This window comes from Shimia sp. MIT910701, from assembly GCF_047126315.1.
In the GTDB taxonomy this organism is placed as follows: Bacteria; Pseudomonadota; Alphaproteobacteria; order Rhodobacterales; family Rhodobacteraceae; genus Shimia.
Map to the genome: position 1 here is coordinate 2,524,553 of NZ_CP138953.1, position 12,597 is coordinate 2,537,149.

Here is a 12,597-nt window from a genome sequence, read left to right on the forward strand (position 1 = left end):
GAACCACCATGATGCAGCAAATCAAATCCGTTGTGCGCAGCTCTGGCGACACGCTTTTGCAGGATGCTGTGGGCGGGGTGGCTCTGGTTATCATGCTGGTGCTTGCGCTGCATGTCCCCGGTTTTGTGTGAACTTTGATGTGACTTTTGTGTTTGTACCAGTGTGACGAGGTGAGTCTGATCTAATTCTGCCTGCGAGTTCGTGCCGGTCTGTCCGCGCATCTGTCCCCATTTGATGCGTCCTGACTGATACTGCCTGTTCTAAGTCCTCTTGGGGGTCTGCCTCCCACTAAGTCGGATGGACTGGGTCCCACGCGAAAACCGCTTGCGCTTGCCGCCGCCTTCCGATGGAAGTGCGGCGGTTTTTTTGTTGTGAGCAGGCGCAAACGAAAAGCCGCGCTGAAATGGCGCGGCTAGCTGGCGTTTTAGGGGGAGAGGCGGGAGAAATTTAGGCGCAGTTGGCTTGTTCAGCCGCGTCAAAGGCCTCGGCGGTGGCATCCAAGGCCAGCATGATCGAGGCGTGGCGATTTTTGTAGTCTCGGGCGGGGCGCAGAACTTCAAGCCCGTCAAATGGCGCTGATGGGGTGGGGCCATCTTCTTTCAGCATGGCTTTGAGCGCATCACGGGCCGCTTCGATGCCTTCCCGGTTTTGCCCCAAGACGTTGGCACCGACAACAGAGGCGGCGGCCTGACCCAAAGCGCAGGCTTTTACGTCCTGGCCAAAGCGGGCGATGCGGCCGTCTTCGAGTTGCAGGTCCACAGTCACGGTGCTGCCACAGAGCGGCGAGCGCTTTTTCACGGTGGCGTCGGGCGCCTCCAACCGGTCGGTGTGCGGGATGGCCGCTGCGAGTTGCAGGATCTGGCCAGAGTAGAGCTTGATCAGGTCGGTTTCGCCGGACATCGCGGTTTCCTTTTTTGCGCCTTTCCTAGATAGAGAGGAAAACCGCAGATGCAAAGAGGGACGATGGTATGGGATTTGATCCTATGGCGCTGAAGTACAACGAAGCTGGTCTGATCCCTGCGATTGCGCAGGACAGCGAGAGCGGCGAAGTGCTGATGATGGCGTGGATGAACGCCGAAGCCGTGGCAAAGACTTTGGAGACGCAAAAGGTTACCTATTGGAGCCGCTCGCGGCAGTCGTTTTGGATCAAAGGCGAAACCTCTGGCCATGTGCAGAAGCTGGTCGATTTCCGCTATGACTGCGATCAGGACTGCATTTTGGTGCTGGTGGAGCAGACTGGCGCGGCCTGTCACACCAACCGGCGCACGTGCTTTTACACGGCGGTGCGGGATGGTGAGACCGTGGAATTGATGAAGCCGATGGACGACTAGAGGCCCACCATCGCGCGGATGTCGGCAGGGGTTGCGCCTTCTTCGCGGTATTTGGCAATGGCACGGGCGTCGTCGCGTTTGGCAAGGCGCTTGCCCTTTTCGTCGCGGATCAACTTGTGGTGATGATAGCTCGGCGTGGGTAGGCCAAGCAGATTTTGCAGCACCACGTGGACGGCTGTGGCCTCAAACAGGTCGGCCCCCCGGATGATGTCCGTCACGCCGGTGGCGGCGTCATCCAGCACCACCGATAAGTGGTAAGATGCCGCCATGTTGGGGCGGGCCAGGACGACGTCGCCCACAGTTGAGACCATTGCGTCGAGATCTAAGGCATGCGTGCCGGAGTGGTCTGGGCCGCTTTCCTCAAAATGTGCGGGCAGGGCCGGCTCGCAGGCGGCGCGCATGTTGAGGCGGATGCATTTGGCGTCTGAGTATGGATGCCCAGCGTCTCTGCACGTGCCGGGGTAGATGCGCCCGTCGGGGCCAAATTGCGGGACGCCTTCTTGCGGAGCGTTGGCGGCGGCTTCGATGTCGCGGCGGGTGCAGGTGCAGGCGTAGGTGAGGCCCATTTCCGAAAGCTTGCGCAATGTTGCGTCGTAGTCTGCGAAATGGTCAGACTGGCGGCGGACGGGCGTCTCCCACGTGAGGCCTAGCCAGGCGAGGTCATCATAGATTTGAGCCTCCCAATGATCGCGTGCGCGGGACTGATCGAGGTCGTCGATGCGCAAAAGAAACGTGCCACCCTCTGCCTGAGCCCTGTCGTGCGCCAGCATTGCCGAGTAGGCGTGTCCCAAGTGCAAGGGGCCGGTTGGGGAAGGGGCGAAGCGGGTGATAAAGGTCACAGTTTCAGTCGCTTATCGAGAGGTCTTCACAAAAAGAGCGGGTCCGATTGGCCCGCTCTCTCGAGGTTATTGGAAGAAGCTTGCGCCGTCCAGTTACGCTTGCGCGTCAACCCAGGCCTGCCAATCCGCTTTGGCACGGTCGGTGTAGGCTTTGTAGCGGTCTTTGCGGCCGCGACGCCCGCCTTTGAGGCCTTCAACCGGCTGGAATAGACCAAAGTTCACGTTCATTGGCTGGAAGGTTTTGGCCTCCGCACCGCCGGTGATGTGGTGTACCAAGGCGCCCATGGCGGTGTTGAGCGGCGCGGTCTCTTGTGCTTTGCCGAGGATTTCAGCTGCGGCTAAGCGACCTGCCAAAAGCCCCATGGCGGCGCTTTCGACATAGCCTTCGACGCCGGTGACCTGACCCGCAAAACGGATGTTTGGGCGGGACTTCAGGCGCATTTGGTCGTCCAGCAGCGTTGGCGAATTGATGAAGGTGTTGCGATGGATGCCGCCAAGGCGCGCAAAACTGGCGTTCTCCAGACCCGGGATCATTTTGAAGACCTCGGTCTGCGCGCCGTATTTCATTTTGGTCTGAAAGCCGACGATGTTGTATAACGCGCCCAATGCGTTGTCGCGGCGCAGCTGCACCACGGCGTAGGGTTTGTCATCCGGCTTGTGCTCGTTTGTGAGCCCAACAGGCTTCATAGGGCCAAAGCGCAGGGTTTCGCGACCACGATCAGCCATCACTTCGATTGGCAAACAGCCGTCGAAGTAGCCAGCGGTTTCGCCTTCGTGGAATTCGGTCTTGTCTGCCGCCAATAGCGCGTCGATGAAGGCCTCATATTGGTCTTTGGCCATCGGGCAGTTGAGGTAAGCTTTGCGCTCTTCCTCTGTGTCGCCTTTGTCATAGCGCGATTGCAACCAGGCCACGTCCATGTCGATGCTCTCGGCATAGACAATTGGCGCGATGGCATCAAAGAAGGCCAGACGGTCAGCGCCGGTTTCCTCCTGGATGGCCGCGCCAAGGGCGGTGGAGGTCAGCGGACCGGTCGCGATGATCCAGTGGCCATCGCTGGGCAGCTCTGAAATCTCGCCGTATTCCACGGAGACATTGGGGTGGTCCATCAGGGCAGCGGTCACGGATTCCGCAAAAGGATCGCGGTCGACCGCAAGGGCACCGCCAGCGGGCAGGCGGTGTTTGTCGGCCATGGCCATGATCAGCCCGTTGGCGGCGCGCATTTCCCAATGCAGCAGGCCAACGGCGTTTTGCTCGTCATCATCAGAACGGAAGCTGTTGGAGCAGACCATTTCCGCCAGATGTTCGGTGCGGTGTGCAAAGGTTTCGACCTTGGGCCGCATCTCGTGGATCACCACGTTCACGCCCATGTTTGCGGCCTGCCATGCGGCCTCAGAGCCGGCCATGCCGCCGCCCACGATATGCAATGTCTCTGTCATGGGGGCGGACATAGGGCAGGGATCGCCATTTGGGAAGGGGGAAGCCAAAAAAGTGGCGTGCGCCTCTCAGGTCAGAGGTAAGCATTACAAAGTGACCTAAGAGGCGACACGCAACCCGCGGTCCTGCAAATGGCGGGACCGCTTAGCGAACTTGAGCCACAGAAATGTGGGGTTCAGTTGGGTGTGTTGTGGCGAAGATGATTGGGATTCGACACAGCCTTGTTGGAAAAACACCGTTTGGGGATTGGAAACCCGCTACTGGTCCCACTTGGGTGTTTGTTTGTTCAGAAAGGCCTCGATGCCGGCTTCGGTTTGGGCATAGAGCATGTTCTCGACCATGACATTGCCTGCGTGGGCGTAGGCTTGATCGGTTGGCATCTGTAGCTGTTCATAGAAGGTCTGTTTGCCAATTTTCACGGCGGCGGAGAGTTTTTGCGCGATGGTTTCCGCGAGTTGTGTGGTCTCAGTTTGCAGGTCTTCATGTGGGACCACGCGATTGATGAGGCCAAGGTTTTCTGCGCGTGTGGCGTCGATGAAATCTCCAGTGGTGAGCATCTCAAACGCTTGTTTGCGCGGGATGTTGCGGGTCAGAGCCACCATGGGGGTGGAGCAAAACAGGCCGATGTTCACGCCATTCACGCCAAAACGGGTGCCTTCGGCAGCCACGGCCAGGTCGCAGGTGGCGACTAGCTGGCAGCCAGCCGCGGTGGCAATGCCATGCACTTGGGCGATGACCGGTTGCGGCAGTTGCTGAATAGTCTGCATCATGGCGGCGCAGCGGTTAAACAAGTCGGCAAAATAGGCGCGCCCGCCATCCTGCGATTGCCGTCCGGCGGTCATTTGTTTGAGATCATGTCCTGCGCAGAAGGCTTTGCCGCTGCCAGACAGCGTGATGGCGCGGATGGACGTGTCGTCCTTGAGGGCATCAAATTCTGTTTGTAGGGCCGCCAGCATCTCGTCGGAAAGTGCGTTGAGCCGCTCCGGCGCGTTCATGGTGAGATGTGCCACCGCATTTGTGTCGCGACGTTCCAAAAGTGTCATCTTGCTCTCCTCCCAAGTTGGCGCGAGGGTAGCGCGGGGAGAGACGGAGGAAAAGCATGCAAGCGGTGATGACAGCTGAAGAAATGGGCGCGTGGCTCGAGCAGGTGTTCCCGCAGGTCAAAGATGACTTTGTGGTCGAACACATCGACGGGGTGAACACTGTGATGCGGATGATGGTGCAGGACCGGCATCTGCGCCCTGGTGGCACCGTATCGGGTCCGTCAATGTTTGCCTTGGCAGATGTGTCGGCTTATGTGGCGACCATGGCCATCATTGGCAAAGAGGCGTTGACCGTGACCACAAACTGCTCGCTGGATTTCATGCGCAAACCGGAAGCGGGCAAGGACCTGATTGCCAAAACGCAGTTGCTGAAGTTGGGGCGGACGCTGTCTGTGTCAAACGTGCTGATATACTCGGAAGGCTCAGAGATGCCTGTTGCGCGAGCCAATATGACCTACGCGATCCCTCCTAAATGAGCTGGAAGCGCTGGCTTGTTCTGGTGCTCGTCTTGGGATTTTTGACTCGGTTTTTCCCGCTTGGGGCTTCGGATGGCTATGACCGAGACAGCGGAAAACCGATTTGGATCTTTGATCACGGGTATCATGCCGGTTTGGTCCTGGTGCGGAGTACCTTGGAGGAGTTTGGCGGCGATCACGCTCACGCATGGTTGGCGCAATTTCCTGAGGCGGATTGGTTCGAGTTTGGATGGGGCGACCAAGGATTCTACTTTGAGGTGCCCACGCTGGCGGATGTGACTTTTGCCATTGGCGCAAAGGCGCTTTTGTGGCCGACAGACAGTGTGATGCATGTGGCTGTCGGCCGTGGGTCACCTTGGAGTCGGTTTGTCCATTCTGAAGGTATCGAGATTCCGGTGACAGACGAGGCGCTGCGAGAGCTGTTGGTGTTTGTGGAGGCAGGTGTGTCGTCAACGGAGCAGCTCGGCGACGGTCTTTATGGCAAGAGCGCCTTTTACAAGGCGCACGGCGCATATCATCTCTTTCAGACCTGTAACAGTTGGGTGTCACAGGCCTTGCGCGCGGCCGGGGTGAAGTCTGCACCAGCGCCCTCGGTGTTGAGTTCTGGTCTGCTGTGGGATTTGAAGCGCCGCTACTAAAGCGAGACCGGGCGGCAAACAAAAAAGGGTCGGGACAAGCCCGACCCAGTGGAAGAGGCGTCTGACGGGGATCAGATCTGCCACATCTTTTTGCGCGCCTCGATGCGGGCGTCGTGCAAAGTCAATCCAACATCTTCCAGCTGCGCCTTGCTCAGCCGGGCGAGCGCACGGCGGGTGCGGGTGCGCTTGTCCCATTCCGTGACCACTGCCGCAAACGACAGCGCCGCACGTGCAACAACTGGAAGTTGTGCATTTGCATTGTGGTTTGTCAGGATTTGCAGGTTTGTTGTGGTCATTGTCATGGTCGTCTCCAATATTGTATTGATACAATCCTCAAGTTTGTTACAAGGGTGATGTACCCCTGCTGTGACACAATTGCGAGGAAAACATTGTGATTGATACAATATGGCCCCCAGCCTTCGATGGCTGTACCGATCCGAAATACATTGTATTGATACAATCTCTTCGCGGTGCGGTGCGCAGTGGGCATCTGCCTGTTGGAGAGAGGCTTCCACCTGTGCGTGAGTTGGCATGGCAGTTGGGCATCACGCCGGGCACGGTGGCGCGGGCGTATAAATTGGCGGTGGAAGAAGGCTTGCTGGAGACCACAGTTGGGCGCGGCACGTTTGTGGCCGACGGGCGGCCGGAAACCGTGTTGCCGCCGGAGCCGTTGATCTCTCTGTCGCAAACGGAAGACCTCGATATGCGGGCGGTGCGGGTGCCAGATGTGGGGCAGGATCGTGTCATCCGGGAAGCGATGGCGCGCGTCGCGGCGCAGGGCGACATGTCTTACTTGTCCTGTCCCACATCCGCAACGGATTTGCATGCGCGGCAGGCCGTGGTGAACTGGATTGGGCCAGATGTGGCAGGGAGGATCGCGGCGGATGATGTTGTGCTGACGATGGGGGCGCAGAATGCGTCGGTGACAGCATTGCAGTGTTGTTTACATGGGGCGCATCCGGTGATTTTGACCGAAGCGGTGACCTTTCCTGGCGTGCGTCATGCCGGGCGTTTGCTGCGAGCGGAGGTGATTGGCGTGGAGATGGACGCGCACGGGATGCGGCCGGAAAAGCTGGAAGAGGCGTTGCGGCGCCACGGTGGGCAAGTTCTGGTGACCTCAGTGCAGGCGCATAGTCCGACAGCAATCAACGTGCCTCTTGAGCGGCGGCAGGAGATCGCTGCAATTGCGCGGCGCTACAATTTGCAGATCATCGAGGATGATTGCCACGCCTTGGGACCGGCGGACACGCCGTCCTATCGGGCGCTCTGTCCGGATCGGGCCTGGTACATCGGCTCGCTGACCAAATCGGTCTCGGCATCTTTGCGGTTTGGCTATCTGGTCGCACCAGAGGGCAGCGCGCAAACCGCGCGGCATGTGGCGCAGTCTATGTTTTACGGCTTGCCGCAGCCGATGCTCGATATCTGTGCCGACCTGATCCAGAGCGGGCAGGCGGATGAAATCCGGCAGCGGGTGGAAAAGTTCATCAACAAGCGGGTGCAGTTGGCAGTCAATGTGCTCGGCAGTTGGGACATTCGCTGGCGGCCGTTTGTGCCGTTCATCTGGCTCAAGCTGCCACACGGGTGGCGCGGGTCGACCTTTGTGCGGGCGTGTGACGCGGAGGGTATTCGGATCAAGTCGGCGGATGAGTATGTGCTGGCAGATGGGCGTGCGCCAAATGCGGTGCGAATTGCCCTGGCGCCGGAGGTGTCCGAGGCGGATTTGCAAGCGGCGTTGGAAACCATGTCGGAAATGCTGTCAAAACCGCTGCAACATGCGCCTGTTTAGTGGGGTAAAATAATACCTAAATTTCAAGCCATTGTTTTTGCTTGTTTAATTTGGGTTTTGTGCGCTTGACGTGACAAAAGGGTGCTTTATAACCCGCCCATCGCATTTTGATGCGTCAGACTCCTGTCGCATCTGTCAACCAATCATGGAAGACCTAACATGAAAACCTTCTCTGCTACTCCGGCAGACATCGAGAAGAAATGGATCATCATCGACGCCGAAGGCGTGGTGCTGGGCCGTTTGGCATCGATCGTCGCCATGCGCCTGCGCGGCAAGCACAAGGCGTCCTTCACCCCGCACATGGACATGGGTGACAACGTCATCGTGATCAACGCGGACAAAATCCAGCTGACTGGTAAGAAGCGCGCTGACAAAACCTACTACTGGCACACTGGCCACCCAGGCGGTATCAAGTCCCGCACTGCGGAGCAGATCCTGGAAGGTGAGCACCCAGAGCGCGTGGTGACCAAAGCCGTTCAGCGCATGCTGCCAGGCAACCGCCTGTCCCGCAAGCAGATGACCAACCTGCGCGTTTACGCCGGTGCAGAGCACCCGCATGAAGCACAGGCCCCAGAAGTGCTGGACGTGAAGTCCATGAACAGCAAGAACACCCGGAGCTAATCCATGGCTGATCAAATCAACTCGCTTGAAGAGCTGAACGCCGTTGCCGGTGAAGAAGCTGTTGTAGTCGAAGCGGCTCCTCGTGAGCCAGTACGCGACGAACTGGGCCGCGCCTATGCGACCGGTAAACGTAAAGACGCTGTTGCTCGCGTATGGATCAAGCCGGGTTCCGGCAAGGTCATCGTGAACGGCAAGGACCAGGACAAGTACTTTGCACGTCCAGTTCTGCAGCTGATCCTGCGCCAGCCTTTCCAGGTTGCCGGCGTTGAAGGTGAATTCGACGTATACGCCACCGTTAAAGGTGGTGGTCTGACCGGTCAGGCCGGTGCGGTGAAGCACGGTATTTCTAAAGCTCTGCAGCTTTACGAACCCTCCCTGCGTGGCGCCCTGAAAGCTGCTGGCTTCCTGACCCGCGACAGCCGCGTTGTGGAACGTAAGAAATACGGTAAGCGCAAAGCGCGTCGTTCGTTCCAGTTCTCCAAGCGTTAATCGCTGGATACCAGAATTTTCGGAAAGGCCGCTCTTTTGGAGCGGCCTTTTTGTTTGTGTGCGTTGCAGGCGAATTTCCGATTTTGACGATTTTTCAGACTGCGCAGTGCGGCGGCTTTCCGATACAACAGCGGCAGCCAAACCGCTGATCTGAAGGGAAAGACTGTGAGCAACGCACTTTGGACTTACCCCTGGGATGTCGCTGATATTGGACAGGAGGTGGTGTCGTCTGAGTTGCGTGAACTGGGCTTTGATATGATCAGCTTGGCCACTGTGTATCACGCAGGGCGGTTTTTGCAGGTGCGCAGCCCCAAGCGGCGGGCGTATTTCCCTGAGGACGGCACATTGTATTTCCGTCCTGATGCCAGCATTTGGCAAGGGCAGGCGGTGCAGCCTTTGGTGTCGTCCTTGGCACAGGAGCAGGACGTGCTGCGCGAGATGATTGAGGCGCGGGATGCGGGTGGATTGGATGTGTCGTGCTGGACAGTGTGTCTGCATAACTCCGCGCTGGGTTTTGCCAATCCCGATCTGGTGACGCGCAATGCGTTTGGGGATGTAAATTCCTATAACCTCTGTCCGGCCAACCCGAAGGCTCAGGCCTATGTGAGCAATCTGGTGCGTGACATTTCCCAGAACTATCAGCCCAACCGGATCGAGTTGGAGAGTCCCTTTTTCCTTGGGTTTGCCCATGATTATCATCATGAGAAAGACATGGTTGGGTTGCCGCCCGAAGGGGATTTCTTGATGGCGCTGTGCTTCTGTGAGCACTGTCAGGCGGCAGGGCAGGCTACCGGTCTGGATATGCCAGCGTTGCAAGCGCGTGTGCGGGGGCTAATCGATCAGATGTGTACAGGGGATACACCCCAGCGAGTATGCCCTGATTTCCCAGAACGTGGGCTGGATGCCTTTGATTTTGATGCGGAATTGCGGGCCTATCTGGATTTGCGCTTTGATCATGTGAATGCGGTTTTGGAACAGGCCAAAGACGCCTGTGCGGCGACGTCCGAGTTGATGTTGATCGACGGGCAAGCCGGATGGCTTGGCGGTAGTGATCATGACGCGGCGGCTGATCTTGGGCTAAAAGTGATGCTCTGCGCTTACGATATGGGGCCGGAAGCAGCGGAGGGGCTGATGTCTTATGCCTCCCGCTTGCCGAACGGCGCTGGCGGGCAGGTTGGGTTGCGGTTGGGCTATCCGGAATTCTCTGGGCGGGAGGACTTTGCGCAGCGGATTGAATTGTTGCGTAGGGGCGGCGCGACCGGCGTGAATCTTTACAACTACGGTTTGGTGCCCAAGGCTCGGTTGGATTGGGTGCGGGGGCTTTTGTGACGGTCTCAAAGTCCGCGACGTTAGATCAAAGGCGAACAAGCCGGCGTGCCTTTCATCTTTAACGAATTTTTTACAATTAACGATTGATTAACTTTGTTTCGCGACACTTTCGCGTGTTGGTCATTTGTTTTTGGTTTCGGAGGGTCGCATGGCGCTGCCATCTGCCCGGACGGTGCGATTATGGGCTGTTTTGGCGATTTTGCCGACAGCACTCTGGGCGGGATTGGCCCTGACACAGTCCAAGACTCAAACAGCTTTGGCTCACGGGCCGCTTATCGCAGCGCACGATGGTGTTGCTTGTGTGGCCTGTCACAGCAAAACGCCCGGAACTGTGCGCCAGCAGGTCCAGGCGCAGGTGCGCTATGTGTTGGGATTGCGGGAAACGCCGGTGGATTTTGGCTATGCCGCCGTGCAATCGGATCAATGTCTGGACTGTCATGCGCGGCCCAATGAGCGCCATCCGATCTATCGGTTCCGCGAGCCCCGTTTTGGCGAGGCTGTTCAACAGGTGGCGGCGCGCAGTTGTCTTGGGTGCCACACGGAGCACAGGCCGGAGATTGTGACGGCCCAGCCCACGCTGTGTCAGGCCTGTCACGGCGATCTGGAGGTCAAAAACGATCCTGTGGACACGCCGCATGTCACGCTTGTGGCCCAAGACAACTGGGACAGCTGTCTGGGGTGTCATGATTTTCACGGCAACCACGCCTTTAAAGCGCCAAGCAAGCTTGCTGAGGCACTGCCAGCACAGGCGATTTGGGCCTACTTTGAGGGCGGCGCAGATCCCTTTGGCAGTCCAAAACTTTTTGAGGGGAAAGCGCCATGACCTTGCCGCGTATCTTTTTTGTCGGTGTGTTTGCCTGTCTCGGCATCTATCTGTTTGCCACCGCGCCCGCGCCTTTGCCGGATGGCGAGGCCGAGGTCGCGGGCTGTCGTCATCCGGTGACCGCGTTGTTTGACGGGGTGAATGCGATCAATGAAGCGGCGCGCACGATCTATACCAAACGCATTGTGGGCGGCGGCATTGCAGCGGGCCTGAAATTTGGGGAAGAGTGGCAAGAGCCGGGCGTGGAGCAAGGGCCGTTACCAGCGCTGTTCCTGCGGGCCACAGCGGCGCATATGGAGACCCTGCCGCCGCAGATGGGACTGTATCTGGGGTCTGATGCACCGATCAACAAATCCAACCTGTTTGGCGAGGCACAAGCCGCTGCGTTTGAGGCGGTAAAAGCCACGCGCGCGCCGATCTATTCGCAGGATGCGCAAAGCGGGTTTGTGGCGATGTATCCGGACGTGGCCGGTGTGGCGCCTTGTGTGACCTGTCATAACGAACATCCCGACAGTCCGAAAAAGGATTGGAAACTCAATGATGTGATGGGGGCGACCACCTGGACCTATCCCAATGCGGAGGTGACGGCGGATCAGTATCTGGGCGTGCTGGATGCGATGTATTTGTCGGTGAGCCACACCTACGAGAGTTATTTGGGTAAGGCGGCTGTCTTTGAGGTGCCGGTTGAGATTGGCGCGGACTGGCCCAGCGAAGGTGCGCGGATTTTGCCCGAAGCAGAGGTGTTTCTGGCGGAGGTGAAGACGCAGGCGTCGCCCGCTGTTCTGCAGGCCATGATGCAGGAGCGGCGGCATCCCGATAGCGACGCGCAGGATGCGCTGGCCGTGCAAGCGCTGCAAGCGATTGAGGGAGGACATGTGCCATGCGGTTTCTAAGGGCCACTTGGCAGCGTACGCCTTACGTGCCGCTGATCCTGTTTGCGGTCGTGTTTGCCGGGGTTTTGTTGTCGTCCGAGGCGAAGTCCGTTTTGGCGCACCCTCTGACTGGGTTTGCTCAGCAGGTGATCACCGGTACGCTGCTGCTGGCATTGTTTGGCTATCAATGGGTGTTGTTTTTCAAACGGGTCACAAAGGACAATCGGGATGCGCGTAAGGTGCTGGGGCGTCATCGCTGGGTGGGGGCGGCGGCGACTTTGTTGTTCGCCTTGCACGCGGTGCGCTTTGGCCATGTGTGGATGAGCACGTTAAGCGTGGTGGTGTTCTTAATCGCTCTCACAGGCGTGCTCAATCGCGAGGTGCTGCGGTATCGCAGCAATGCGATTTATCTGATCTGGTTGATCACGCACATTGGCTTGTCCGCCGCATTGGTGCCTTTGGTGGCCGTGCATATCTGGGTGGCGCGGGCCTACCAGTGAGGCTCTCAGATATTGCCGTCACAATGCTGCTCACCTACCCAGCGGTATCTCGTTTTTCCGGATTTGGTTTCCAATTTTCTTAGGCATATTTGATCCAGTGTTCCAGCAGCCTTTGACATCCGACTAGTCTTAACCGTTGTCACCTCGCCATTTGGAAGGCGCACCGTCGCATAGATACGGAGGGCAGAACTCTCGGTGCTGTGAGAATAGAGGAAGAGAACCGGGCTCCAATGGTGGCCAGTGACGTTCCGCTTTTCTGGTTTGAAAAAAGCGACGAGTGCAATACTTGCGATTGCAAAAACCACTGCACAAGCCGCTAGCACACCAAATCTGTACCAAAGCAGAAACCACTGTTCGGCTCTGTGTTCACCCAGCCAAGGCTTTAATAGATCGAAAAGAAATTTAGGCATTTGCC

Annotated in this window: 17 protein-coding genes; 11 read left to right on the top strand and 6 right to left on the bottom strand. The window is 58.1% G+C overall.

All coding sequences use genetic code 11. The features are described from left to right. Nucleotides 1-8 precede the first annotated feature (8 nt). Nucleotides 9-131 carry a hypothetical protein gene (locus SIB38_RS12110; protein WP_280637736.1) on the top strand — a complete coding sequence of 41 codons (123 nt, stop codon included), beginning with the start codon at nucleotides 9-11 and terminating at the stop codon, nucleotides 129-131. Between the two features lie 316 nt (nucleotides 132-447). On the opposite strand, the gene SIB38_RS12115 is transcribed toward SIB38_RS12110, so the two are convergent. Beyond that, entirely contained in the window at nucleotides 448-900 is a 453-nt protein-coding gene (locus tag SIB38_RS12115; protein ID WP_294113331.1) for an iron-sulfur cluster assembly scaffold protein, read from the bottom strand. A gap of 68 nt (nucleotides 901-968) precedes the next feature. Here SIB38_RS12115 and hisI point away from each other — a divergent pair, with 68 nt between their 5' ends. Then, a complete protein-coding gene (gene hisI / locus SIB38_RS12120; RefSeq protein ID WP_294113329.1) occupies nucleotides 969-1,331 on the top strand; it encodes a phosphoribosyl-AMP cyclohydrolase in 363 nt (120 codons plus the stop codon). Here the strand turns inward: hisI and gluQRS are convergent. The 3 genes from gluQRS to SIB38_RS12135 form a co-directional block, all read right to left on the bottom strand. Continuing rightward, nucleotides 1,328-2,170, bottom strand: a complete 843-nt coding sequence (gene gluQRS / locus SIB38_RS12125; protein ID WP_294113326.1) for a tRNA glutamyl-Q(34) synthetase GluQRS — start codon at nucleotides 2,168-2,170, stop codon at nucleotides 1,328-1,330. The genes hisI and gluQRS overlap by 4 nt on opposite strands. 93 nt (nucleotides 2,171-2,263) lie before the next feature. After that, complete coding sequence (gene trmFO / locus SIB38_RS12130) at nucleotides 2,264-3,607, bottom strand: methylenetetrahydrofolate--tRNA-(uracil(54)-C(5))-methyltransferase (FADH(2)-oxidizing) TrmFO (RefSeq protein ID WP_412550234.1); 1,344 nt, start codon at nucleotides 3,605-3,607, stop codon at nucleotides 2,264-2,266. A gap of 255 nt (nucleotides 3,608-3,862) precedes the next feature. Next, a complete protein-coding gene (locus tag SIB38_RS12135; protein ID WP_294113321.1) occupies nucleotides 3,863-4,648 on the bottom strand; it encodes an enoyl-CoA hydratase in 786 nt (261 codons plus the stop codon). A gap of 56 nt (nucleotides 4,649-4,704) precedes the next feature. Here SIB38_RS12135 and SIB38_RS12140 point away from each other — a divergent pair, with 56 nt between their 5' ends. Continuing rightward, complete coding sequence (locus SIB38_RS12140) at nucleotides 4,705-5,124, top strand: PaaI family thioesterase (protein WP_294113320.1); 420 nt, start codon at nucleotides 4,705-4,707, stop codon at nucleotides 5,122-5,124. Further along, entirely contained in the window at nucleotides 5,121-5,762 is a 642-nt protein-coding gene (locus SIB38_RS12145) for a DUF2459 domain-containing protein (protein ID WP_294113319.1), read from the top strand. Before SIB38_RS12140 ends, SIB38_RS12145 begins: the two co-directional genes overlap by 4 nt. 71 nt (nucleotides 5,763-5,833) lie before the next feature. On the opposite strand, the gene SIB38_RS12150 is transcribed toward SIB38_RS12145, so the two are convergent. Beyond that, the gene (locus SIB38_RS12150) at nucleotides 5,834-6,058 is read right to left on the bottom strand and encodes a DUF1127 domain-containing protein (RefSeq protein ID WP_412550235.1); all 225 of its coding nucleotides are present in this window, start codon (nucleotides 6,056-6,058) and stop codon (nucleotides 5,834-5,836) included. 95 nt (nucleotides 6,059-6,153) lie between these two features. Here SIB38_RS12150 and SIB38_RS12155 point away from each other — a divergent pair, with 95 nt between their 5' ends. The 7 genes from SIB38_RS12155 (at nucleotide 6,154) to SIB38_RS12185 (ending at nucleotide 12,182) form a co-directional block, all read left to right on the top strand. After that, a complete protein-coding gene (locus SIB38_RS12155; protein ID WP_412550236.1) occupies nucleotides 6,154-7,548 on the top strand; it encodes a PLP-dependent aminotransferase family protein in 1,395 nt (464 codons plus the stop codon). A 159-nt stretch (nucleotides 7,549-7,707) separates the two neighbouring features. Then, entirely contained in the window at nucleotides 7,708-8,169 is a 462-nt protein-coding gene (gene rplM / locus SIB38_RS12160) for a 50S ribosomal protein L13 (protein ID WP_294113311.1), read from the top strand. A gap of 3 nt (nucleotides 8,170-8,172) precedes the next feature. Beyond that, nucleotides 8,173-8,658, top strand: a complete 486-nt coding sequence (gene rpsI, locus SIB38_RS12165; protein ID WP_294113310.1) for a 30S ribosomal protein S9 — start codon at nucleotides 8,173-8,175, stop codon at nucleotides 8,656-8,658. Between the two features lie 165 nt (nucleotides 8,659-8,823). Continuing rightward, nucleotides 8,824-9,987 (top strand): hypothetical protein, encoded by a 1,164-nt coding sequence (locus SIB38_RS12170; RefSeq protein ID WP_294113309.1) that lies wholly within the window; start codon nucleotides 8,824-8,826, stop codon nucleotides 9,985-9,987. A gap of 148 nt (nucleotides 9,988-10,135) precedes the next feature. Continuing rightward, nucleotides 10,136-10,810 (top strand): cytochrome c3 family protein, encoded by a 675-nt coding sequence (locus tag SIB38_RS12175; RefSeq protein ID WP_412550237.1) that lies wholly within the window; start codon nucleotides 10,136-10,138, stop codon nucleotides 10,808-10,810. Then, on the top strand, nucleotides 10,807-11,703 hold the full coding sequence (locus tag SIB38_RS12180) for a DUF3365 domain-containing protein (RefSeq protein WP_294113306.1): 897 nt from the start codon (nucleotides 10,807-10,809) through the stop codon (nucleotides 11,701-11,703). The genes SIB38_RS12175 and SIB38_RS12180 overlap by 4 nt, the downstream gene beginning before the upstream one ends. After that, nucleotides 11,691-12,182, top strand: coding sequence for a hypothetical protein (locus SIB38_RS12185; protein ID WP_412550238.1), 492 nt, complete (start codon nucleotides 11,691-11,693; stop codon nucleotides 12,180-12,182). Before SIB38_RS12180 ends, SIB38_RS12185 begins: the two co-directional genes overlap by 13 nt. 5 nt (nucleotides 12,183-12,187) lie before the next feature. Here SIB38_RS12185 and SIB38_RS12190 read toward each other — a convergent pair whose 3' ends face one another. Further along, nucleotides 12,188-12,592 (bottom strand): hypothetical protein, encoded by a 405-nt coding sequence (locus tag SIB38_RS12190; RefSeq protein WP_294113303.1) that lies wholly within the window; start codon nucleotides 12,590-12,592, stop codon nucleotides 12,188-12,190. Nucleotides 12,593-12,597: the final 5 nt, after the last annotated feature.

What these genes read in the sequence shown, in the direction of transcription:
- SIB38_RS12145 (WP_294113319.1), top strand. Translation starts at nt 5,121, where the DNA reads ATGAGCTGGAAGCGCTGGCTTGTTCTGGTGCTCGTCTTGGGATTTTTG.
- SIB38_RS12185 (WP_412550238.1), top strand. Translation starts at nt 11,691, where the DNA reads ATGCGGTTTCTAAGGGCCACTTGGCAGCGTACGCCTTACGTGCCGCTG.
- hisI (WP_294113329.1), top strand. Translation starts at nt 969, where the DNA reads ATGGGATTTGATCCTATGGCGCTGAAGTACAACGAAGCTGGTCTGATC.
- rpsI (WP_294113310.1), top strand. Translation starts at nt 8,173, where the DNA reads ATGGCTGATCAAATCAACTCGCTTGAAGAGCTGAACGCCGTTGCCGGT.
- SIB38_RS12180 (WP_294113306.1), top strand. Translation starts at nt 10,807, where the DNA reads ATGACCTTGCCGCGTATCTTTTTTGTCGGTGTGTTTGCCTGTCTCGGC.
- SIB38_RS12140 (WP_294113320.1), top strand. Translation starts at nt 4,705, where the DNA reads ATGCAAGCGGTGATGACAGCTGAAGAAATGGGCGCGTGGCTCGAGCAG.
- SIB38_RS12190 (WP_294113303.1), bottom strand. Translation starts at nt 12,592, where the DNA reads ATGCCTAAATTTCTTTTCGATCTATTAAAGCCTTGGCTGGGTGAACAC.
- SIB38_RS12115 (WP_294113331.1), bottom strand. Translation starts at nt 900, where the DNA reads ATGTCCGGCGAAACCGACCTGATCAAGCTCTACTCTGGCCAGATCCTG.
- trmFO (WP_412550234.1), bottom strand. Translation starts at nt 3,607, where the DNA reads ATGACAGAGACATTGCATATCGTGGGCGGCGGCATGGCCGGCTCTGAG.
- rplM (WP_294113311.1), top strand. Translation starts at nt 7,708, where the DNA reads ATGAAAACCTTCTCTGCTACTCCGGCAGACATCGAGAAGAAATGGATC.
- SIB38_RS12135 (WP_294113321.1), bottom strand. Translation starts at nt 4,648, where the DNA reads ATGACACTTTTGGAACGTCGCGACACAAATGCGGTGGCACATCTCACC.
- SIB38_RS12110 (WP_280637736.1), top strand. Translation starts at nt 9, where the DNA reads ATGATGCAGCAAATCAAATCCGTTGTGCGCAGCTCTGGCGACACGCTT.
- SIB38_RS12150 (WP_412550235.1), bottom strand. Translation starts at nt 6,058, where the DNA reads ATGACCACAACAAACCTGCAAATCCTGACAAACCACAATGCAAATGCA.
- SIB38_RS12175 (WP_412550237.1), top strand. Translation starts at nt 10,136, where the DNA reads ATGGCGCTGCCATCTGCCCGGACGGTGCGATTATGGGCTGTTTTGGCG.